The sequence below is a fragment of the uncultured Eubacterium sp. genome (assembly GCF_934561735.1).
Taxonomy (GTDB): Bacteria; Bacillota; Clostridia; order Oscillospirales; family Acutalibacteraceae; genus Eubacterium_R.
Genome location: NZ_CAKTGT010000008.1, coordinates 45,318 through 67,351, shown reverse-complemented (window position 1 = coordinate 67,351; position 22,034 = coordinate 45,318). Strand labels below are relative to the sequence as shown.

Below are 22,034 nucleotides of genomic sequence, written 5' to 3'. Positions count from 1 at the left end.
ATTTGTAAAAATATGTTAATGAAAATGCACCGTAAGAATCAACTTACGGTGCATTTTTTACCATTCACTCTTGGTGTAAGAACGGATGATGTTTGTTATTATATTATCTCGTTTAAATCCTTTGCCCTTGCCGCCTTTGATTTGGTCTTGGATTTTGCCGGCTCTGATTGTGATAAAGTCGGCTTTGTCAATGATTTTGTCAATCGGCGGAATTTCACCAAAGCTGTATTTTTCATCAACTTTGTCAATTAATTCTGTTGCAAGGTATGTGTTTGAGAATTTTTTGATTCCCGTCATCGCAAGGATAACAACCTTGTTGTTTTCAGGCATAGTAACGGTTTTGCAACCTCTCACATCAATTTCGTAAAGATAGAAATATACCTTGCCGTTTGCAATGTTACCCTCCGGGTGATGGGTGTGGGTAAATTCCATGGCAAGCGGCTGATATGTGATTTTTGCCGTCTGTCCGAGTCCTGCCATATCCCACTTGCCGACAGGTTCACTCATCGGATAAATTGTCATATGACGCTCTTTGTTGTCCGCCATAAGAACAATATCCTGCTCGCCGAAAACAGAAGCCGCAACCATATACAACTTTGTAATGCCTTTAGGGAGTTCGATTTCCTGCTCTCTCGGAATGTATATGTTCTTGTCCATATCAACATTCGGCATTTTGAATGTAATACCGTGAACCGTGAGATTGCTCGGAATAAGCTCGTTCGGAAGGCTCATACCACTGCCTTGCATAATGCAGTTGACCTTGTATTCGTCGGCAGTAATTCCCGTAGAATTGTATTCAAGGTCAAGCTTTTTGTAGTTTTCTTTTGCTTTGTTTCTTTCGTTTGCAAGGTTCAATTTGAATGTCTTAACCTCAAACGGCTTTAGGTCAAATACCAAAGCACCGTCTTTGATTTCGGCATCCTTGATGTATTCCTCGCTTGCATATGTTTCACAGGCTTCTGTGATGTTGCAGTAGAACTTGATTCCTGCACCCTTGTGCTCTTTGCCGATACCCTCGTTGATTCTTACAATAATGCTGTCATCGTCAATAGCTTCCTTAACGGCTCTGACAATTACGCTGTCCGAAGTTGTGTTCATAAGGCTGAAGCTGTCGCCGAGTGCACCTTCACGCTTTGATGATGTGCGGAATGCAACAAGTTTTTGGTTAAAGCATTGTGCTTCAATTTGAGTTGCCGCACCGATTTCGCCTTTGTGGCTGAAAATGCCGAAAGCAAATTTGTTCCTGCCGATGTCCTGCAAATCCTGACGGGCGTCTTTTGTAAATGCACCTGCCGGGGTGTGAATACAGGTTAAACGGAGCGTGTAGTCGTTTGGTTTGTCCCATCCGTACTTGCAATCAGAAAGAATGCTCACGCCGTATCTGCCAAAACGGTCGGTAATGTCTGCCCATTTCTGTGCAGGCACTTCATATAAATTATCTGTGTTGTTGCCTCGTTTGATGTAACCTAGACCTAAGTCGTAACTTGCTTCTTCGTTTGAACAGGTAACAGGGAACTGTGCCTTGAGGAGTGTTCTTCTGCTTTGCCAGTCAATGTTGTTGTCAACACGGATGGTGTCTGCGTATGCATCAAGGCTTACAATCTGCTCAACTTTGCTGTATTCAGCCTCTCGTGTAACCTTGATTGCAATTCTTGCCGGTCCGTTTTCAACAATTTCAAAAGTCGGAGTATTTGCATAGCAGTAAGGCTCTGCGTCCAAATCTTCTTTTCTCATTTCCCACGATGGGTAGTTGAGCTCGCCCAAATCGTGAAGAAGAGCCATTTTGATTGGTGCTGTGAGAAGCTGAACCTTCAATTTTTTATCTACAATAGAACCTATGTCACCGTTTTTGTTAAACATAAGTCTGTATTTTTCGTTTTCAAGCGTGTGCTCGGTAACCTTGAGGTCGGTTGCGATTTTGCACTTTTCGTCCGTGCCTTGCACATCGTATACCTTGTAGCCCAGACTTCCCACACTTGCAAGGAAGATAATGTCAAATTCCTTGCCGGTCTTTTTAATTACTTGGCTCGGAACTTCTTTGCCGTTTTTGTCAAAAACCTTAACATATTTTGCATTTCTGTTCAGCTTGATATGTGCTTCAACAGAGGCTTTTCGCTTTGTTGCAACAGGGTTGTTAACGATTATCGCACATTCTTTGCACCAAGAGGTGTCAAGTTCATTTGCTATTGCACCTACTGCACCCTCGTACTCGGATTGAAATTGATTGAGCGATGCAAAGTAATCATTCCAGCTGTCGTTGTATTGAAGCATGGTTGATGTGCCCGGTATGTCATCGTGGAATTGGTGCTGAATAACTCGCTTCCACGCCGTGTCAAGGATGGCTTTCGGGTACTTGTACGATGTGAGCAGGCTTGCCGCAACCGCCGATTTTTCGCAGGTGTCGGCAAGGTTTTCGTTTTGTGCGTTGAGCCTTTTGCTCATACATCTTGATGTGTAACCGCCCGCACCGTGACTTCGCATAACAAGTTCGTTGTTCCAAATCGGTAAGCTGTCCTTTTTGCTTTGCGGCAATTTGTCCATCTCAATAAATATTTCATCGGATGATGCGGAGTAAACTTTTGTGTCGCTGTTTGTTTTGTTCGCTTCAACGCTTTCGTTAACAAACTTTGCACTTTCCTCGGTAGGCGAACCGCCCCAATCGCCTGTGCCGTAGTAGTTCATAGTCCACGGCAAATCGTGTTGCAGTCCGTTTTCCGCAAGCTTGTTGATGATTTGCAAATCGCCTCTTACATCACCGCTGAATTTGTATCTGTACGAAAGGGGATTGAGCGAAGCGTAAACCCTGTCACCGTTGACGCCCTGCCAAACGCCGATGTCAAACGGCAAATCGTATGCGCCGCCCCAACCTAATTTTTGAGAAGAAACACCCAGCAAATTTGCATGTTTTGCAATGCTCGGCAAAGCATAACCAAAACCGAAACAATCCGGCAAAAATACATCTTTTGATGTTTTGCCGAACTTTTCTTTAAAGTAATGATTGCCGTATAAAAAGTTGCGGAAAAGTGACTCGGGTGACGGAATGTTGACATCTCCGTTTTCGTATGCCGAGCCGCTTACACACCATTTGCCTGCGGCAACATATTCCTTGATTTTTTCAAATGCTTCCGGATAATATTCCTCAATAAGCTCATATCTGAAACTGCCCTCAAAGTTAAAACGGTAATTAGGGTATTTCTCTATGAGCTCAAAGTTTTTTTCAAAGGTGTCGGGTATAAATTCTTCAATGGTTTTCGGCAACTCCCATCTCCATACTGTGTCAAGGTGAGCCGTAGCAACCGTAAAAATCTTGTTTTCAGCCATGATGTATCTCGCTTTGTTAATTACTGTACTTCAATAATTTCGTATTCAAACTCGTATTCTTCCTGCAAAGCCTTTACCTTTGCTTCGTTATCTTCGATAAATGTAGGAGTGCGTACACTCTTGCCGTCTACCGAGTAGTCCTTTACAATTTGATTAAGCTTTTCCCAAGCTTCTGCTTCAAGCGGATAGTTGTCCGCAAATTTAATTTGAAATTCTCTGTGTTTTGGTATTCTTACTTTCATGGATATTCTCCTTAATATTTTTAGTTATAATATTATATAATTATTTGAGTATGATTTCAAGGTTGTTTTGTACTTTTTCGCTCAAAACTTCAATCGGATGTTCAAGTGCCTCTTCAAGTGTGGTTTTATCGTCAACAAGTGTAATCATCTCGTCACCGATTTTAATATTGTCCGCACTGCCGCTTATAACCACGCATTTTTTACCGTGCTTTTTGCAAAGCTCACTTATTTTGTACGGCAATTTGCCCATCATAGTTTGCTCGTCGGTTTTGCCCTCACCGGTTATTACAATGTCGGCATCTTTGATTTCGCTTTCAAGGTCGCAAAGTTCACTTAAAATGTCAAAACCCGATTTTATTTCTCCGCCGTAAACAGAATACAGTCCGCCGCATATTCCGCCTGCCGCTCCGGCACCTTTAAGCTTGCTTACATCGGTTTTGAAAAATGCGTTGAGCCTTTGTAAACCTTGGTCGAGTTCCTCAACATCGGTTTTGCGTGCTCCTTTTTGCGGAGCAAATACATATGCCGCACCGTTTTTGCCGAAAAATTCGTTTTCAACATCGCTCGCAAATGTAAAGCTTATATCCTTTACTTTGTCTTTCGTGCTTATTCCGAAAACAAAGTTCATATCATTGCTTTTCGGCATTTTCATAATGTTTTGATTTTCGTCATAAAACCTAACTCCGAGTGCCGACAGTGCACCGATACCGCCGTCACAGCAACCCGTTCCGCCAAGACCGAGAATGATGCTTTTATAGCCGTTTTCTGCGGCAAATCGTATTAATTCGCCCGTGCCGTAGCTGCTGCTTTGCATAACATTTTTCCGTTTCTGCAATCCGCTTGCAACAGCACATTCAATCGTTGCCGTGTTGCCGAAAGTTACAATATATCCGTCAATCTCCTTGCCGTAAATATCGTGACATTTTGTGTAAAGAACATCGCCTTTACAAATTAATTTTGCCGCATTGCAAAATCCTTCACCGCCGTCGGCAAATGGAATAGCTTTTGCATCACAATCAGATGATTTTTCAAGCACGGATTTTATGGTGTCGGCAACTTCATTTGATGATAATGTGCCTTTGTATGAGTCGGGAACAATAAGTATTTTCATATTTGTACCTCATAAATTTTAGTGATTTTATTTTAGCATATATTCTTTTATTTGTAAAATAATGCTCTGAACTGCCTTTTGTGCAAAATTACAGATTTTTTATACGCTTTTCGGCATATTTACCGAAATCGGAAAATTTTTTGAAAAATCTTGACATTATTTTTTTTATGTTGTAGTATATATATAACCACTTTAGTGGTCGGCGTGATGGTAATAGCGCCCTGTGTTGTGTCTTTCAGCAACTTCACAACACACAACGATAGAAATTGTTTTATTAAACAACGAAGATGGGTAGTTTAAGCGGACACTTGGACTACCCGTTCTTTGTTTTAAAAAAGTATAAAAAACCTCTTGACATTTTGGATTTATCTGCTATAATATTAATACGCATTGAGGCAATGCAGTGCACAACTGAATATCGCGGGGTAGAGCAGTTGGTAGCTCGTCGGGCTCATAACCCGGAGGTCGCAAGTTCGAGTCTTGTCCCCGCAACCACAAAATGAAACCACCCAATTTGGGTGGCTTTCTTTTTGTGCTGTGAGCTATGCTCACGGTTGCAACCGACGGGTTCCCGGGGCACAACTGCCAAGCGCTCCCGGTGGGAGATACAGTGCAGGCTGTTGTGGCGCAGCGGTCAAAATTTATCGACGCTCCAAGTCGTAATAAATTTTGGGCACCGCAAGAGTGCAAGCAGAGGTGTAGCCTCTGCGCGAAAAAATAATTTTTCCAACCATTTATTTAAGCCATTCTTGCAAAAAGAGTGGCTTATTTTTTTACCATTGTCTAACAGATTGTCTAACGCTTTTCAAACTTTTATTTTTCAAGGGTGTCTAAAATCCGTTTATTTGTTATTTACTCAAGAGTAAATAACAATTGAATTATCTTCCTTCGTATAGTATAATACAATAAATTTTTATTTTTAATTTAGGAGAAGCATATGAACGGTTATAAAGACAAATTGACAAATAACGAAAGAAGATATTTATATTCCGTTCCACTATTGTTTTTGCTTGGTTTCGGTGTGTTTCTTATTAGATTTGTTATCACAACGGATGTTCAATTTGATTTTAATGGGAAGGCAGGTGTGCTTTATAACATATTGGGTGCATTGATTACGGGCTATGGGCTTGCATCGGAATGTACCACCATACATTTTATGCTCAATCAAATAAGAGCTAACAAAGGTGTAGTTAAGGCTGTATTTATTCTTCTGTTTATACCTGCAATATTTGCCGGAATTGTTTTTGCAGCAATTATGACAATTCCTTATTGCATAAGTTGTTCAAAAAAGATAGACAGAATACATATGGACAATAAAGGCTATTTTCTTAAATGGCAAAAAGTATCACTCATTATTTTGAGCATTATTGATATTATAATCATAATTGCATATTTCATAGTAATGTAAAAAATTTTATTAAACGATATAGTTAAAAAAGTTGTATGGTATGGACAACAATGAGTTGAATGTGCAACTAAAAGCATATAAAAGACGAGCAAATTTGATATTTTTCTTAACCTCTTTTATACTGTCAATTTTAATTACAGCTACATTCTATTTTGTTTTTTATCATAATTATACCGTAATAAATGACACCAAACTTCCGGTTTCGTTTAATTTAATTGAAGCCGTTTTATTAGGTATATTTTTGTTTGAATATGTGAATTTCTTCAAAATGGATTATCATAAATATAAAAAATAAATACTTTCCATAAACAACAATAACAAAAATTTATATTCGGTCACATTGTATCAAATATGTTGTACAAAGACACAAAACGAAACCACCCAAGAGTGCAAGCAGAGGTGTAGCCTCTGCGCGACATTCGCGACATTATAAAAGTTTTTTGCCTAAAACCTTTTAAACAAAGGCTTTTCAGCGTTTATTGATGCTTTTGTATTGGAAATTAGAAATAAGTAAAATAAAAATCACGGTGTCTTTTCGGCATCGTGATTTTGATATTTACAGTAATGGCTTTATGGCTTCAAGTACGCTGATTATGTGATATTTTACAACGAATGCAATGTTGCAGTACGGTGCAGGCTCGCTTTTTAAAACCGATATAAGCGGAATGATATATTCTTCTGTTTCGTTTATGTATTCAATTATCTTTTCTTTTGAAAAAACATACGCCATTGTGGAAATGTTGTTGCATCTGTCTAAAATCTTAACCGTAACGGCTTTTTTGTTTTTTGCAATGTTTTGGTAGTAAATTTTTTTGGACTCTTCCTTTGACATATTCGGCAGAATTTTAAATGTTAAAAGATTTACAATTTCTTTTGTTTCTTTATTAACGGGAAGTTCGTTAATTGCCGTGTCGGTTTCCTCAACAACATCGTGCAACAGAATCGCCGAGAGTATGTCGTCATCCTTAATACCAATTGCGTGTGCGTGGCAAGCCATCATCAGCGGATGATTTATGTACTTGACTTTTTCGTTGTCGCCGGAATATTTTGACTGCCTTCGGTACTGACCGCTGTGTTTTGCTCTCATAAATTCAAGGGATTTTAATGTTTGTTCCAATCCTTCAAACTGTGCAAAGGTTTTGACCTTTGTGTACATATTGTCCTCGTTGAAAAGTCTTGAACGGTATTCCAAATGCTCGTCGTTTTCATCCTCAATAAAAAACGAATACGGAACATTAAATAGCTTGGCAATATCCATAAGATGTTCAATATCCGGCATATTTTTGCCGTTTTCCCATTTGCTGACGGCTTGCGAAGAAACACCGATTTTTTCGGCAAGTTCTTCCTGAGTTATTTTGTTATTGTGCCTTAGTTTTACAATCTTTTGCCCTGTTTCTCTGATGTCCATTTTGCCACCTCACATTTATTATATCATTTAATAGAAATATTGTACAGTGCAGTTGCCTGAAACAAGAGAAATAAGATAACCGTTGCTTTTGACTGTTAAATATTTTCTCATAAGGTCTGCTGTGTCAAGATTGTTTGATATTCCCAATTCTTTTGATATTCGGTTGCAAATGATTTCGTTATGTTTTGGTGAAAATTCATAATGCATATCGTTTGCCGCCTCAATATCAAGACTGTATTTTGTTGTATTACCGTTTTCATCATCGTGTATTGTCAGGTAAAACAGCCTGATGTCATCAAGATTAATTCGCTTTGTCATATCGCTTCCTCCTTACAAGTTTATGATAGCATATCTTGAAGAATTCTTCCATATATCGTCGGTTGAGCAAACTAAACCGGTGGTTTACTTTTTACGGTGTTTTAATATTGACTAAAAATATTGCAAATGATATAATTGCAGTGCGACAAAAATTCAATTTAATAATATGCCATAATTAGCAGGTAGTGTATGTTTTTTTATCTTTTGATAAAAACACGCACTTCTTTTTACACGCCTGTATTGTGGTATGAGTATTGGGTTTTTGTCGCAGAAAACTTTGAAGCTGTGTGTTTTTTGGGCGTGGCTTCGGCTGCGCTCTTTTTGTTTTTAAAATTATTTGCAGAGCATTATTATTGACTTAAATTTCTGCAAATGATATAATTGCAATGCGACATGAATCTCAATTTAATAGTTTTAGTTGGATTAATCAGCACGGTTTTTATTTTTATAAAAACACGCGCTTTTATTCGTATGCTGGTTTATCCAACTATTGAGGTTTTTGTCGCAGAAAACTTTGAAGCTGTGTGTTTTTTGAGCGTGGCTTCGGCTGCGCTCTTTTTGTTTTACGGCTCGGCTTGTTGCGGAGGAATATTGTGTCAAAAGAATATGAGTTGGAAAAAATCTATCGGATAATTGTTGAAAAAGCTCCTGTCGGTTCAAATCCAAGATATGATATACTTGCCGAAAAAGAGTATGAAATGAAAAACTCTGTTGTTAACGAAATACAAAAGTATAATCCGGAATTCGGTGCGTCGGATTATGAAAACAAAATACTTGTTAAAATCCGTGAAGTGATTAACGAATACGCATTGGATGCTTTTGCAAAAGGAATAGAGTTTGAACGAAATTTACATAATCAATCGGGTTCACATATAAAAACAGAACATAATTTTTAAATGCGATTTCATTGAATAGTTTGCATTGTAAACTTTTGCTAAAATTTAGGTTGACAATTTGAATTTGTGTGATACAATATAAATCAATTTGGCGAAAGCCGAAAATAATTTATTGAGGTATGTGACTATGGCACAAACAGAAAATAAGAAAACAAATTCAAAAGTAACCGATATGGTTTACATCGGTCTTTCTGCGGCAATTATTGCGGTTTGCTCGTGGATTTCTATTCCGCTCACGGTTCCTATTACATTGCAAACAATGGGCGTGGTGCTCATTTCAGGCTTGTTCGGTGCTAAAAGGGGAACACTCTCAACCCTCCTTTATATTCTCATCGGTGCAATCGGTGTTCCTGTTTTTTCAGGTTTTAAAAGCGGCTTCGGTGTTCTTTTGGGTTCAACCGGCGGATATATAATCGGATTTATCTTTACCGCTCTTATTGTAGGTATTGTTTCGGATAAAACAAACAAACTTTGGGCACTTGTTTTGTCTATGGTTGTCGGCATTTTGGTATGTTACGCATTCGGTACAGCGTGGTTTGCCGTTGTTTATGCAAAGACAAATGAGCCTGCATCTCTTGCAACAATCCTCGGCTGGTGCGTAATTCCGTTTTTGCTCCCTGACGCCGTAAAAATTGCACTTGCCGCCGTGCTGACAAACAGACTTAAAAAATTTGTAAAATAATAGCTTATTCCTGTTGTTTTTGTATCGATGATTTGTTATAATATTTGCAACAAATTAGAGAGGGAAGCAGAGAACAACTCTGTAAGGTAAATTATGGGCGGATTTTTCGGTGCGGTATCAAAAGACGATTGCGTGTTTGATTTGTTCTTCGGTGTAGACTATCATTCTCACCTCGGCACCCGTCGTGCGGGTATGGCTGTATATGACAAAGAAACAGGCTTTGACAAGGCAATTCATAATATTGAAAATGCTCCTTTCAGAACAAAGTTCACTAAAGAATCAAACACTATGCACGGTCAATACGGTATCGGTTGTATAAGCGACTTTGAGGCACAGCCTATTTTGGTGCGTTCACATCACGGTACATTTGCGGTTGCCACCGTAGGTAAAATTAACAACATCGACAAACTTGTTGACGATATTATCAAAAACAACACTCATTTTTTTGAAATGCAAAACGGTGACATCAATCAAACCGAATTGGTTGCCGCTCTCATTAATCAAAAAGAGAATTTTATTGACGGCATAAGATATGCTCAGGAGGCTGTGGAAGGCTCAATTTCTATCCTTGCACTTACACCTAAGGGTATTTATGCCGCAAGGGATATGCTCGGCAGAACTCCTATTTCAATCGGTCAAAAAGAGGACGGCTATTGTGCTTCGTTCGAGAGCTTTGCATATCTCAATTTGGGATACAAGGACTACAAAGAACTCGGTCCGGGTGAAGTTGTGTTTATGGACGCAGACGGTGTAAAAACTCTCATTCAACCGGGCAAAAAAATGCGTATTTGCACATTCCTTTGGATTTACTACGGCTATCCTTCAGCTTCGTATGAAGGCATCAGCGTTGAAAAAATGCGTTATAACTGCGGCAAGGCTCTTGCAAAAAGAGATAATGTTAATCCCGATATTGTAGCAGGCGTTCCTGACAGCGGCATTGCTCACGCAATCGGATATTCCAACGAAACGGGTATTCCTTATTCCCGTCCGTTCATCAAGTATACACCGACTTGGCCTCGTTCGTTTATGCCGCCAAACCAAACAAAGCGTAATCTCATTGCCAAGATGAAACTTATCCCAATTCCTGATTTGATTAAGGACAAGAGCTTGCTTCTTATTGATGACTCTATTGTTCGCGGTACACAACTCCGTGAAACAACCGAGTACCTCTTTGAATCGGGTGCAAAGGAAGTACATATCAGACCTGCGTGTCCTCCGCTTTTTTACGGATGTAAGTATCTCAACTTCTCACGCTCAACTTCGGATATGGACCTTATCACAAGGCGTGTTATTACCGAACTTGAGGGCAGAGAACCTGATGATGCACTTATTCAGGAATATGTTGATCCCGACAGCGAAAAGTATCAAAAGATGATTGATGTAATTTGCAAGCAGCTTCACTTTACATCGCTTCGTTATCATCGTCTTGATGATATGATTGCCTCTGTAGGTATTGATAAAGACAAGCTTTGCACATATTGCTGGGACGGTCAGGAATAATTATATACTATAAAAATAAATGCTGTGAGGCTCAATTTGGGCTTCACAGTTTTTTTAACACATCTGTTGTTCGTTTTGGAGCGTTGACAGCTTGCTTACAATATTGTTATTGTATTTTGCTGCTGTAGGTAGTATATTATAATTAAGAAAAGGGTGAGAAAAATGCATATACCGACCGATGATTCTCATTTTATTGAGATAAAAAGTTTTGACGAGGATTATAACGACTCGCTGTCGGCAACATCGTTTGACGCGGAAAAGTGGATTTATGTTCCGGGTGAGTATCGGGATTACCGTTATCTTCTCGGCACAAGAGGCAAAAATCCCGTTATCTGCATAGGCATTAATCCGTCTACGGCAGAGCCTGAAAATCTTGATAACACTCTCAAATCCGTTGAGCGATTGGCTCATTTTAACGGCTATGACAGCTTTATTATGTTCAATGTTTATGCTCAAAGAGCAACAAGACCAAAGGATATGGACGCCGAGGTTAATACATTTTTACATAACGAAAATATGAAAGCGTTTGATTATGTGCTTTCTCATTCGCAAAATGCAACCGTTTGGGCGGCGTGGGGAAGTATAGTTAACGAGCGTAACTATCTTAAATCCTGCGTAAAGGAAATGATAGAAATCGGCGAAAAATACAATGCAAAATGGGTGCATGCAGGCAAACTCCTGAAAAACGGACATCCGCATCATCCGCTTTATCTTTGCAAAACAACGCCGTTTGAAGATTACGATATTAAAGATTATGTTGATACACTTTGATTTGGTGATACTATGAATGCAGTCAGATTAAATACAAAATGCGGCAAAATCAGGGGCATTGATTTTGGCGAATATTTCGAATTCAGAGGCATAAGGTACGCAAAGGCAGAGCGTTGGAAGTATCCTGTTATTACAACAAAATTTAACGGTATGTATGACGCAATTGTGTTCGGCAAATGTTCGTATCAGCGTCGTGCGTTTGAAGATGACGAGATTTGCAATGCTTTTTATCACAAAGAGTTCAGGCAAAATATGAACTTTGAATACAGCGAAGATTGCCTTTATCTAAACATTTACGCACCTAAAAACGCCGAAAACGCTCCCGTGCTTCTTTACATTCACGGCGGCAGTTTTACAGGCGGTTCGTCAAACGAGGGGCATATATGCGGTGTGGAATATGCCAAAAGAGGCGTTGTTTTTGTTTCAATCAATTATCGCCTCGGTCCGTTCGGTTTTTGCTCACATCCCGATTTGACGGATGAAAAGGGCAGATGCGGCAATTTCGGACTTTACGACCAGCTTGCGGCAATCAAGTGGGTCAAAGATAATATTTCATCCTTTGGCGGCAACGGTGACAAAATCACAATTATGGGTCAAAGTGCCGGTGCCATGAGCGTTGATATTTTGCTTAGCACTTCGGTGTGTAAAAATTGGTTCGGCGGTGCAATTATGATGAGCGGCGGAGCACTTCAGCGTGAAGTTGCAAAACCGTTGTCACCGCAAAAGACAAAGAAGTTTTGGGATAACATTATCTCAAAAGCAGGGGTTAATAATATTGAAGAACTCGGATGTGTTGACCCTAAAACTCTTTATTATGCGTGGTTTGAAGCGTGCAATGAGGATAAACTCAGTATGCTTTATACTATGCCTGTTAAGGACGGAAGAATTATTACAAAAAATTCATTCAATATGTCAACAATTCCGAGCGATGTTTCGTATATGCTCGGTGTTACTCAAACGGATATGGTGCCTATTGTCCTTGAGGGTGTTACCAAAAGGTTTGCAAGGGCAATTATAAAAAAAGGTGCACCTTGTTATGTTTATAACTTTAACCGTGATTTGCCGGGCGACAACAGCGGCGCATGGCATTCAAGCGATTTGCTTTACGCTTTCGGTACATTGGGCAATAATTGGCGACCGTTTGAGGATATAGATTATACAATTTCGCATCAAATGATTTCGGCAATTACGGCTTTTGCAAAAACAGGCAATCCCAACTGTGTCGAGATACCCGATTGGCAAAGCGGTTATGCCGAGCCTATGCGATTTTGTGAAAATACACGATGTGAAAAATGGGATACAAAAAAATTATTCAAAAACACTTTTTCAAATAACGGAGCAGAATTTTAATGAAATTTAATCATAATTTTAAGTTGGTGGATTACACCGATAATTACAGACTTTATGCTTGCGATGATGTAAATGCAAGGCTTGATTTTGTTGAAGAAAATATTGTCAGAGTTGCGATTTACCGCCACGGTGAGGATATTTTGCCTACATTTTGCATAAATCCTTACGGTCAGCCAAACTCTCCGGCAAGGAACAGGCTTGATACCGAGGGTTTCCACTTTGACACTCCTGAGGTTGAAAGCACCGATAACGGTGAAAAAATCACGCTTACTTCGGGAATAGAAATAGATGTTGATTTTCATAACTTCCTGCTTTCGTTTATTGATGACGGCGAGGTGCTTTTTGAGGACAGACGCCCTCTTTCGTACAATCTTGAAAACGAATTCGGCAGAGGATATTACCACTACATCTCACGAGAAGAGGACGAAAAAATCTTCGGCTTGGGTGATAAAAGCGGCTTTATGGATAAAGCGGGCAGAAGTTTCAGAATTGAAACTACGGACGCACTCGGCTACGATGCCGAAAGTTCCGACCCTCTTTACAAGCACATTCCGTTTTATATTTGTGAAAACAGCGTGGGCAATTACGGTATTTTTTATGACACAAGTGCCACCTGCTACATGGATTTCGGCGTTGAAATTAACAATTATTATCAGCCGTATAAGTTTTTCAAGACCGAGGACAACTGCATAGTTTATTATGTAATTTTTGGCTCAAAGCTTGAAATTTTGCGTTCTTTTGCCCGTATGTGCGGCAAACAGGCGTTTCCGCCGAAGTGGAGTTTTGATTATTGTGCCTCCACCATGGCTTATACCGATGCCGAAAATGCCGGCGAACAAATGCAAGGCTTCCTTGATAAGGTTAAAGACCTTGATTTTTCGTGCTCGGGTTTCTATCTTTCTTCGGGCTATACCTCCATCGGTAATCAAAGGTGCGTGTTTAATTGGAACAAGGATAAGTTCCCGGACCCTGCGGCTTTTGTAAAAAGCTATGAGGACAGCAACATTCACCTTATTCCGAACATTAAGCCGGCATTTCTCACCACTCACCCTATGTACGGTATGATTGCCGAAAAGGGACTTTTTGTAAAAAATGAGGACGGCACTCCGTTTGTAACTCAGTTTTGGGACGGACTCGGCTCGTATCTCGATTTCACAAATAAAGAGGCTTATGATTTTTGGGGCAGTCAGGTAACGGAAAAACTCCTTGACAACGGCATTGTTGCCACTTGGAATGACAATAACGAATTTGATATTAAGGACAGCGACGCAAAGGTTAACGGCTTCGGCTTCGGCAAAATCCGTGCAAGGGATGTAAGACCGGATTTAACTTATCTTATGGTTAAATCTTCATACGAAGCACAAAGGAAAAAACGCCCTGAACTTCGTCCGTTTCTTTCTACAAGAAGCGGCAATATAGCTGTCAGAAGAATGGCACAAACTTGGTCGGGCGATAATATGACCTCGTTTCATGATTTGTATTACGGCCATTATATCGGGCTTACTCTTTCAATGTCGGGTATGTTTTTCTACGGCCACGATTTGGGCGGATTTGCAGGCGAAATGCCGTCAAAGGAACTTTTACTTCGCTGGATTCAGCATGGTCTTTTTGAGCCGAGATTTACCATTCACAGCTGGAACACCGACGGAACAGCTACAATGCCTTGGACATATGAAGATGTAATCGATGATGTCAGAGGGATTTTTGCACAACGCAAACAACTTATTCCGTATCTTTACAGCTCGGCTTACAACAGCGTGTCTTATGATGAACCTATGAATGCTCCGCTCTTCCTTTATTATGACGATGAGGATATAGAAGAGGATTGCGAATCGTTCTTGGTCGGCAGAGATGTGCTTGCAACCTGCGTGCTTGATGAGGGAATAGAAAATATTTCCGCTTATCTTCCTGAGGGCGATGATTGGTATCTTGACGGCAAGTTTTACAAGGGCGGTCAAAATGTCAGTCTCCACATTCCGCCAACATCAAAAATGCCTTATTTCATCCGCAGCGGTTGCGTGTTCCCGACTGATGAGGGCAAGTACGGATTTGACAGCGATCAAAAACTTGTGTTTACCGTTTATCCGCAGGAAACAGGCTTTTTCCAAAGTTCATTCTTTGATGACGACGGCGAAACCTTCGAGTATAAGAGAGGCAACTGCACACGCCTTATTTTCTCCGTTGTGTGCGAAAAGGATAAGGTGTCCGTTTTCTATAAAAACATCGGCAAGGTGCATATCACACCCGATATTAAGTTGGTTGGCTCCGATGACCGCAAACTCATAATCGAATCAAGAGATTAAAAATAAAAACTGCTTAACAAATTGAGTTAAACAGTCTTATTTTTATTCAGAATAATATCCCATATCTTTAAGTATTTGCAAAAGTTTATCTTTTTGCTCGATTTTGCAAGCACCGTATACAAAGGTGTTATTAATATATGCTTTGCAATAAAAGAATTCATCGTCTTGTGAGCCTAAAAATTGCTTATCGGTAATGGTGTAGGTGTCTGCCGGCAATGAAGCCGAATCGTATAACAGCTTTGTGTTTTCGTTGGAGTTAAGTACGCAGTAATCAATTCGTATGTTATATGTGTTGACCGAATATGATTCTGTTATTATTGAACCCATGCCGAATTCTTTTTGTGTTTTTTCCAAAGAATTTTCTGCCGTATATCCCTCGGATTGCATTATTTGAACAAAGTCGTTTGAGCTTATGTTCTTTTGTACAAACGGTTGAAAATACATTAAAATAATTGCCAAAACTAAAAAACAAACAAAGAACAAAATTATTTTTAAATATGATTTTGATACGCTTTTTTGATTTGGTCCCTGATAATACGGCTCATTTTTATCATATTCAACATCGGTGAAAATAAGTTTGTTTTTCCAAATAATCACCGTGAATATTACACCGCCGAAAATCGATACAATGCTGAAAAACAATATTATAATTAATTTTGAAGTATCAGGAGCTGTTATTGTTGTTGATTTTGACGGCTCGTCAGGATTGTACTTGATGTTTATGTTCCTGCCTACTTGGCTCGGAACTTCGGATCTTATTTCATTAGTATATTCAATGCCGTTGACTTCGTAATTGTATGTAATTATATAAATTGTTCTTGGCAGGTCGTTTCGACCTCCGGAAGTTTCATAGCTGTCCATATCTGTAACTATGGCTTCTGTCGGTTGCCATTTCACTTCTTGGCAGTCGTTTATGTATTCAGTTGTTGCATATCCTGATAACAATATCCCGACAATAATACATATTATCGGGAATATCATTTTGATTATATATCTTTTTTTCATATATGTATTTTCGTTATTTTAGCAATGCTTTTTGGTAGTAATCAAGGGCGTTGTCGATTGCTTTTTGACCGTATTCGTCAAACGGGTCGAGCACGCTGAAAACATGCGGCAATTTTTTACCCTCTCTTAAATCGGTGAAATCTTGAATTTCACATTCATAGCCTTTGTCGGCAAAATAGTTATATGCGTTTACCGTTTGGTCGTGGGCAAGAGTATCGCCCGAACTTGTGATGAAATATGTTGGCGGCATATTGTTTGCAAGTTCCATAATTTCATCAAGGTCCATATAGTTGTATGCGGCTTTGGTTTTGTAATCTTCGCCCCACATCTTTTTTGTGTAAATGCTGAACCATCCGCCCGATTTTGCGTATGTAACAGGGGAGGTAAGCAGCAGGCATTTTATGTTTAACTTTGTGTCAACCGTGCCGAAAATTTTTCTTGCGTCGGGATTGTTGTTGAGGATTGTACTGTAGAGTGCAAGCTGTCCGCCGGCACTGTCGCCTGTGAGCATAACGGTTTTTTTGTTGGCAGGATAATTTTTCATATTGCTGTTTATATAAGCAAGTGCATCGGTGCAGTCCTTGATTTGTTCGTAAACGGTAACATCCGGCACGAGCCTGTAACTTATGCTGAACACACAATATCCCTTGTTTGCAAGCTCCATACAGTAGTATTCGTTGAGGTCCTTTGATGCGTACATCCATCCGCCGCCGTGAATGTCAATGATAACAGGCAAGCCCTCTTCGGGAATTGTGCCCTCCGGATAAAATACATCAAATTTATGGTATGGGTTGCCGTCATCAAGGTATGCAACATCCTTTACCTTTACAATATTTTCGGGCGGAGTTTGTGTTGACATTCTTTTTTTGTCTGATTTGTCACAGAATTTCCACGAAACCTGCATTATTTTAACAATAATGTCATTTTCAAGACCTTTTGACGAATCCGATTTGTAATCAATGCTTTGTGACGAACGCATACCGCCTACATAAATTGCCTTGTCGCTTGTGTCGTCAACGGGCTTTGTTAGATAATATATAACGCCGAAGCCGATGCCGACTATCAACGCAATGATAAGTATAATAACACCCAAAACTTTCAACCCCTTATGCTTTTTCTTCTCTTTTACATTTTCAGCCATATTGCCAGCCTCCGAATAATTTATGATTTTATTTTATATTTTTATACAAAGATTGTCAACAGAACAATTTACTAAATAAAAAAGAACCGACGATTATATCGGTTCTTTCGTTCTTATGAATTGCTTATGCTTCTTTTTTAAGTTGGCGTTCAAGCCAGGTTGCACCCAAATCAAGTGCTGTGAAAAGACCTTTCTTTTCGCTCTTTTTAACAATTCTGTCCTTTGGTGACAATGTTTCGTCAGTAGCAAGCAACTGAATTGTGATGTCACCTGCAAGAGTAATGTCCTTGTAATCTTCGGCATTTTTGATTGTAAGACAAACAACATATGCGTCGTTCATATCACCGTAGTAAATCGTATTGCCGCTTCTAACCAAAGGCTTTCCTTTGTATTCAAAAAACTTTTCTGCCAAAGGTAACCCTCCTTAATATTGTATTAGCTGAGGTAATACTTTACCATTTCTGCCAAAAGCTCATCTCTGTCTATCTTACGGATTAAGCTTCTTGCGTTGTTATGAGTGGTGATGTATGTTGGATCTTCGGATAAGATGTAGCCGACTATTTGATTTATCGGATTGTAGCCTTTTTCCTTTAATGCGTCGTATACGGCGGTAAGGGTGTCTTTCATTACATCCTCGTTGTCGTTTGCGATTCTAAAGGTCATAGTTTTGTCTTTCACTTTTGATCCACCTCCGCTTAAGTGTTATATACCGGTGGTTTTGGTATATGTTAATTCAAAGTATATTATATACATTATTGATAACAATTTCAACACTTTTTTACTATATTTAAAGAAAATGTTGAAAAAACTTGACTTAATAACTGTTAGGGTTTATAATTTATGCAACAAATAAATGATTAAATGCGTTGATCAAGTGTAAGTAGAAATGCAGAACCAATCAAAGAGAGTGCACGGTTTGGTGTGAGTGCATATTGTCTGTGCTTTGAATTTCAGCTTGTGAGCACCCTTCGAGCAACTAAGTAGGGCGTACACCTGCGATAAAGGTAAGAGCGGCATATTTTATGTATGCAATTTGAGTGGTACCACGGAACTTTTCGTCTCATATTTATGAGGCGTTTTTATTTTTTACGGAGGAAATTCAATGGAAGAAAAGATTAAAGACTTAAGGTCCAAGTTTGAAAAAGAACTTGAAAATATTAAGGATTTGTCTGAGCTTGAAAATGTTCGTGTTGCTTATTTGGGCAAAAAAGGCAGCGTAACCGATTTGCTCAAGGCAATGAAGGACCTTTCGGTTGATGACAAAAAGGCTTTCGGTCAAAAAGTAAACGAACTTAAGGGTGCGGTTGCTCAAAGAATTGCCGAAAAGACAGCAGAAATGAAAGAAAAGGAAGTTCAAAAGGAAATCGAGCTTATGCCCGAATTTGACCTTTCTTTACCGGCAAATTTGAGCAGAGGCTCATATCACCCTGTAACAATCGTTCAGCGTCAGTGTGAGCAGATATTCAAGTCAATGGGCTTCACCGTTGAGGATTATCCCGAGGTTGTAACCGACTATGAATGCTTTGAATCTGTTAACGTGCCAAAGGATCACCCGGCTCGTGATATGCAGGATACTTATTATCTCACAAACGGTCAGCTTTTGAAGTCGCAAACTTCTGCCGCACAAAATGCTATTTTGAGAAAATATAAGGATGACCTTATCAATAACGGCACTCCTATCAAGGCTATTTTCCCGGGCAGATGTTTCCGTAACGAAGCAACAGACGCTTGCCACGAAAACACCTTCTTCCAAATGGAAGGCGTTATGGTAGGCAAGGATATTTCTATTTCAAACCTTATCTATTTTATGAAAACCATGCTTTCGGAAGTGTTCCAAAAGGACATTAAGGTTAGACTTCGTCCGGGCTTCTTCCCGTTCGTTGAACCTGGCTTTGAACTTGACATCAGCTGCCTTATCTGCGGCGGCGAGGGTTGCCCAAGCTGTAAACACAGTGGTTGGCTTGAACTTTGCCCTTGCGGAATGATTCATCCCGAGGTTCTCCGTATGGGCGGCATTGACCCTGATGAATACACGGGCTTTGCATTCGGCTTGGGTCTTACAAGACTTGTTATGATGAAATACGGCATTAAAGATATTCGTGATTTGAACGGCGGCAGCCTCAAGGCTATGAGCCAGTTCACCGATGATGAATAAGAAAGGGGAGTGACATTATGTTTTTATCTATGAATTGGATTTCGGACTTTGTTGATTTGTCCGGACTTGACAAACTTAAACTTATCAATCAGTTTTCACTCTCTACCGCAGAAGTTGAAAATGATATTTTCTTCAAAGGCTCTGACCTTTCGGGCGTTGTTGTTGCAGAGATTAAGTCTGTAGAAAATCACCCTGATTCAAAAAAGCTTCATTTGCTCAAGGTTGATGCAGGTGAGGCAGAACTTACCGATGTTGTTTGCGGTGCTCCTAATGTAAGAGTAGGTATGAAAACCGCATTTGCAAAGGTTGGTGCAAAAATCGGCGAGATTGAGATTGCTCCTCGTTCTCTTGCAGGCTATATGTCATACGGTATGTGCTGTTCGGAAAAAGAAATCGGCATTTCCGATGATAACAGCGGTATTATGGAAATCACAGATGATATTCCAAACGGTACAGACCTTAAAGATGTTTATGCTATTGACGATATTATTTTTGAGGTTGATAACAAATCACTTACCAACCGTCCCGACCTTTGGGGTCACTACGGTATCGCAAGAGAATTTGCCGCACTTTCGGGCAGAGAACTCAAGCCGCTTGAAACTGTTGACCTTTCAAAGTACAACAATCTTTCAAAGGTTGATATGAAGATTGAGGACCCGCTTTGCCAAAGATATTCTTGCTTGCAGGTTGAAAATATCAAGCGTACCGTTTCTCCTGTTGATATGCGTATCCGCCTTTATTATTGCGGAATGAGAGCTATCAACTTCCTTGCAGACCTTACAAACTATCTTATGCTCGAAATGGGTCAGCCTATGCACGCATTCGACAGCCGTAAGGTTGAAAAAATCAGAATTAAGCGTTTTGACAAGCCGTTTACTTTCCAAACTCTTGACGGAGTGGAAAGAAATATTGATGAAAACACCCTTATGATTTGCAACGACAATACTCCTGTTGCAATCGCAGGTATTATGGGCGGCCTTGACAGCGAGATTGTTGACGATACAACAACGCTCACTCTTGAATCCGCAACATTTGATGCGGCTTCAATCCGTAAATCAACCGTTCGCCTTTCACACAGAACAGACGCTTCTATGAGATATGAAAAGTGCCTTGACCCTGAGATGACAACAACAGCTATCGCAAGATTTGTAAATCTTCTTCAAAAGTATGACGGGGAGTCAACCGTTGTTTCGGCACTTACAGATGATTACGCTTATCATTATGACAAGGTTGAACTTAATTTCAGCAAGTCATTTGTTGATAAATATACCGGTATTGAAATTTCAAACGATACCATTATTTCAACTCTTACATCGCTCGGCTTCACGGCAAGTGTTGAAAATGACGAATTCACCGTTGATGTTCCGTCTTGGAGAGCAACAAAGGATGTTACGATGAAAGCCGATATTATCGAGGAAATCACCCGTATTTACGGCTATGATAACTTTGATATTCATACTTGCGTTGCACCGCTTTATCCTGTTCGTCCGGATGTTGAAAAGACAGTTGAGGATAAAATCAAGGATTTGCTTGTAAAGAGATTTTCACTTCACGAACTTCACTCATATGTATGGGCATATTATGACGAACTTAAGGCTCTCGGCATTGATGTAGAGGGTGAAATCAAACTTGAGGGTGCATCAAACCCTAATATCGAAACTATTCGTAAATCAATCATTCCTACTCAGCTTTGTCAGGTTAAGCAAAACACTTCATTTGCACTTCGCTTTGGTATTTTTGAAATCGGCAGAGTTGTTACAGGTCTTGACGAAAACAATCTTTGTGTAGAAAAGAAGAAACTTGCTATTACGCTTTTCAGCAAAGTTGCTCCTGTGTCTGTGCTTTTCTATAAGCTCCGTGATATTTTGGAGGTTATGTCCGACGATATTAAGCACAAACCGCTTTCATTTGAACCGATTGAGGCAGCATCAAATTATCAGCACCCGAGAAATCTTAACAGAATCATCTGTGACGGTGTTGAAATCGGTCAAATCGGTATCGTTCACCCAACTGTTCAAAAGAAGATTGACAAAAAGGCTGCTATCGTGTTTGCCGAGGTTGATGTTGAAGCATTTGCAAATATTGAAAACGCTTCAATCCAATATGTTGAACCGTCAAAGTTCCCTGAAATTGAAGTTGACCTTTCGTTTGTTTCTCCAAAGTTTGCACCTATCGCAAAGGCTATTGCAGAAACAAGAAGTCCGCTCATCAAGAATGTTTATGTAACGGATATTTATGATGACGAAAACGACGGTACAAAGTCAATAACAACTCGTATCGTATTCTCTCACTCTGACAAAACTCTTACAAGAGAGGAAGTTCAAGAGGTAACAGACAGCATTATCGAGTCACTTAAGAATGACGGAATCGAACTCAAAGGCTAAGATAGATTAAAAATAAAGGTGCTCATTCGTCGAAATGAA

General features: G+C 39.7%; 18 protein-coding genes, 1 tRNA gene and 1 other annotated feature. Of the genes, 10 read left to right on the top strand and 9 right to left on the bottom strand.

All coding sequences use genetic code 11. From position 1 onward, the window contains the following. Positions 1-57: 57 nt before the first annotated feature. From Q0E08_RS07370 to Q0E08_RS07360, 3 genes are read right to left on the bottom strand one after another with little or no spacing between them, the layout of a single operon-like run. Complete coding sequence (locus tag Q0E08_RS07370) at positions 58-3,321, bottom strand: glycoside hydrolase family 38 C-terminal domain-containing protein (protein ID WP_294778483.1); 3,264 nt, start codon at positions 3,319-3,321, stop codon at positions 58-60. A gap of 20 nt (positions 3,322-3,341) precedes the next feature. Continuing rightward, positions 3,342-3,563, bottom strand: coding sequence for a methylenetetrahydrofolate dehydrogenase (locus Q0E08_RS07365; RefSeq protein WP_177665857.1), 222 nt, complete (start codon positions 3,561-3,563; stop codon positions 3,342-3,344). Positions 3,564-3,603: 40 nt separating this feature from the next. Further along, complete coding sequence (locus Q0E08_RS07360) at positions 3,604-4,674, bottom strand: glycerate kinase (protein ID WP_294778482.1); 1,071 nt, start codon at positions 4,672-4,674, stop codon at positions 3,604-3,606. A 419-nt stretch (positions 4,675-5,093) separates the two neighbouring features. Between Q0E08_RS07360 and Q0E08_RS07355 the strand changes: the two genes are divergently transcribed. Beyond that, positions 5,094-5,169, top strand: a tRNA-Met gene (locus Q0E08_RS07355). 442 nt (positions 5,170-5,611) lie between these two features. Next, positions 5,612-6,082 (top strand): hypothetical protein, encoded by a 471-nt coding sequence (locus tag Q0E08_RS07350; RefSeq protein WP_294778481.1) that lies wholly within the window; start codon positions 5,612-5,614, stop codon positions 6,080-6,082. Positions 6,083-6,638: 556 nt separating this feature from the next. Here the strand turns inward: Q0E08_RS07350 and Q0E08_RS07345 are convergent. Further along, positions 6,639-7,490, bottom strand: a complete 852-nt coding sequence (locus Q0E08_RS07345; RefSeq protein WP_294778480.1) for a helix-turn-helix domain-containing protein — start codon at positions 7,488-7,490, stop codon at positions 6,639-6,641. 27 nt (positions 7,491-7,517) lie between these two features. Further along, the gene (locus Q0E08_RS07340) at positions 7,518-7,808 is read right to left on the bottom strand and encodes a hypothetical protein (RefSeq protein ID WP_294778479.1); all 291 of its coding nucleotides are present in this window, start codon (positions 7,806-7,808) and stop codon (positions 7,518-7,520) included. Between the two features lie 593 nt (positions 7,809-8,401). Here Q0E08_RS07340 and Q0E08_RS07335 point away from each other — a divergent pair. The 6 genes from Q0E08_RS07335 (at position 8,402) to Q0E08_RS07310 (ending at position 15,310) form a co-directional block, all read left to right on the top strand. After that, positions 8,402-8,704: a hypothetical protein gene (locus Q0E08_RS07335; protein ID WP_294778478.1), complete on the top strand. Its 303-nt coding sequence runs from the start codon at positions 8,402-8,404 to the stop codon at positions 8,702-8,704. Positions 8,705-8,831: 127 nt separating this feature from the next. Next, positions 8,832-9,386 carry a biotin transporter BioY gene (locus Q0E08_RS07330; RefSeq protein ID WP_294778477.1) on the top strand — a complete coding sequence of 185 codons (555 nt, stop codon included), beginning with the start codon at positions 8,832-8,834 and terminating at the stop codon, positions 9,384-9,386. Between the two features lie 93 nt (positions 9,387-9,479). Then, positions 9,480-10,886, top strand: coding sequence for an amidophosphoribosyltransferase (locus tag Q0E08_RS07325; protein WP_294778476.1), 1,407 nt, complete (start codon positions 9,480-9,482; stop codon positions 10,884-10,886). A gap of 162 nt (positions 10,887-11,048) precedes the next feature. After that, the gene (locus tag Q0E08_RS07320) at positions 11,049-11,657 is read left to right on the top strand and encodes a DUF1643 domain-containing protein (RefSeq protein ID WP_294778475.1); all 609 of its coding nucleotides are present in this window, start codon (positions 11,049-11,051) and stop codon (positions 11,655-11,657) included. Positions 11,658-11,669: 12 nt separating this feature from the next. Next, positions 11,670-13,007, top strand: a complete 1,338-nt coding sequence (locus Q0E08_RS07315; RefSeq protein ID WP_294778474.1) for a carboxylesterase family protein — start codon at positions 11,670-11,672, stop codon at positions 13,005-13,007. Beyond that, positions 13,007-15,310, top strand: a complete 2,304-nt coding sequence (locus Q0E08_RS07310) for a TIM-barrel domain-containing protein (protein WP_294778473.1) — start codon at positions 13,007-13,009, stop codon at positions 15,308-15,310. Before Q0E08_RS07315 ends, Q0E08_RS07310 begins: the two co-directional genes overlap by 1 nt. 42 nt (positions 15,311-15,352) lie before the next feature. Here Q0E08_RS07310 and Q0E08_RS07305 read toward each other — a convergent pair whose 3' ends face one another. From Q0E08_RS07305 to Q0E08_RS07290, 4 genes are all read right to left on the bottom strand, one after another. After that, positions 15,353-16,315: a DUF3592 domain-containing protein gene (locus Q0E08_RS07305; protein ID WP_294778471.1), complete on the bottom strand. Its 963-nt coding sequence runs from the start codon at positions 16,313-16,315 to the stop codon at positions 15,353-15,355. Between the two features lie 13 nt (positions 16,316-16,328). After that, positions 16,329-17,456 (bottom strand): alpha/beta hydrolase, encoded by a 1,128-nt coding sequence (locus tag Q0E08_RS07300; RefSeq protein WP_294778469.1) that lies wholly within the window; start codon positions 17,454-17,456, stop codon positions 16,329-16,331. Positions 17,457-17,580: 124 nt separating this feature from the next. Continuing rightward, positions 17,581-17,868, bottom strand: coding sequence for a hypothetical protein (locus Q0E08_RS07295; RefSeq protein WP_177665089.1), 288 nt, complete (start codon positions 17,866-17,868; stop codon positions 17,581-17,583). Between the two features lie 23 nt (positions 17,869-17,891). Further along, complete coding sequence (locus Q0E08_RS07290) at positions 17,892-18,134, bottom strand: IreB family regulatory phosphoprotein (protein ID WP_078768893.1); 243 nt, start codon at positions 18,132-18,134, stop codon at positions 17,892-17,894. 179 nt (positions 18,135-18,313) lie between these two features. Continuing rightward, positions 18,314-18,522 (top strand) — a binding site (T-box leader). Positions 18,523-18,558: 36 nt separating this feature from the next. On the opposite strand from Q0E08_RS07290, the gene pheS reads away from it, so the two are divergent. Next, positions 18,559-19,611: a phenylalanine--tRNA ligase subunit alpha gene (gene pheS, locus Q0E08_RS07285; protein WP_294778467.1), complete on the top strand. Its 1,053-nt coding sequence runs from the start codon at positions 18,559-18,561 to the stop codon at positions 19,609-19,611. Positions 19,612-19,628: 17 nt separating this feature from the next. Then, on the top strand, positions 19,629-21,995 hold the full coding sequence (gene pheT / locus Q0E08_RS07280) for a phenylalanine--tRNA ligase subunit beta (protein ID WP_294778465.1): 2,367 nt from the start codon (positions 19,629-19,631) through the stop codon (positions 21,993-21,995). The last annotated feature ends 39 nt before the right edge of the window (positions 21,996-22,034 follow it).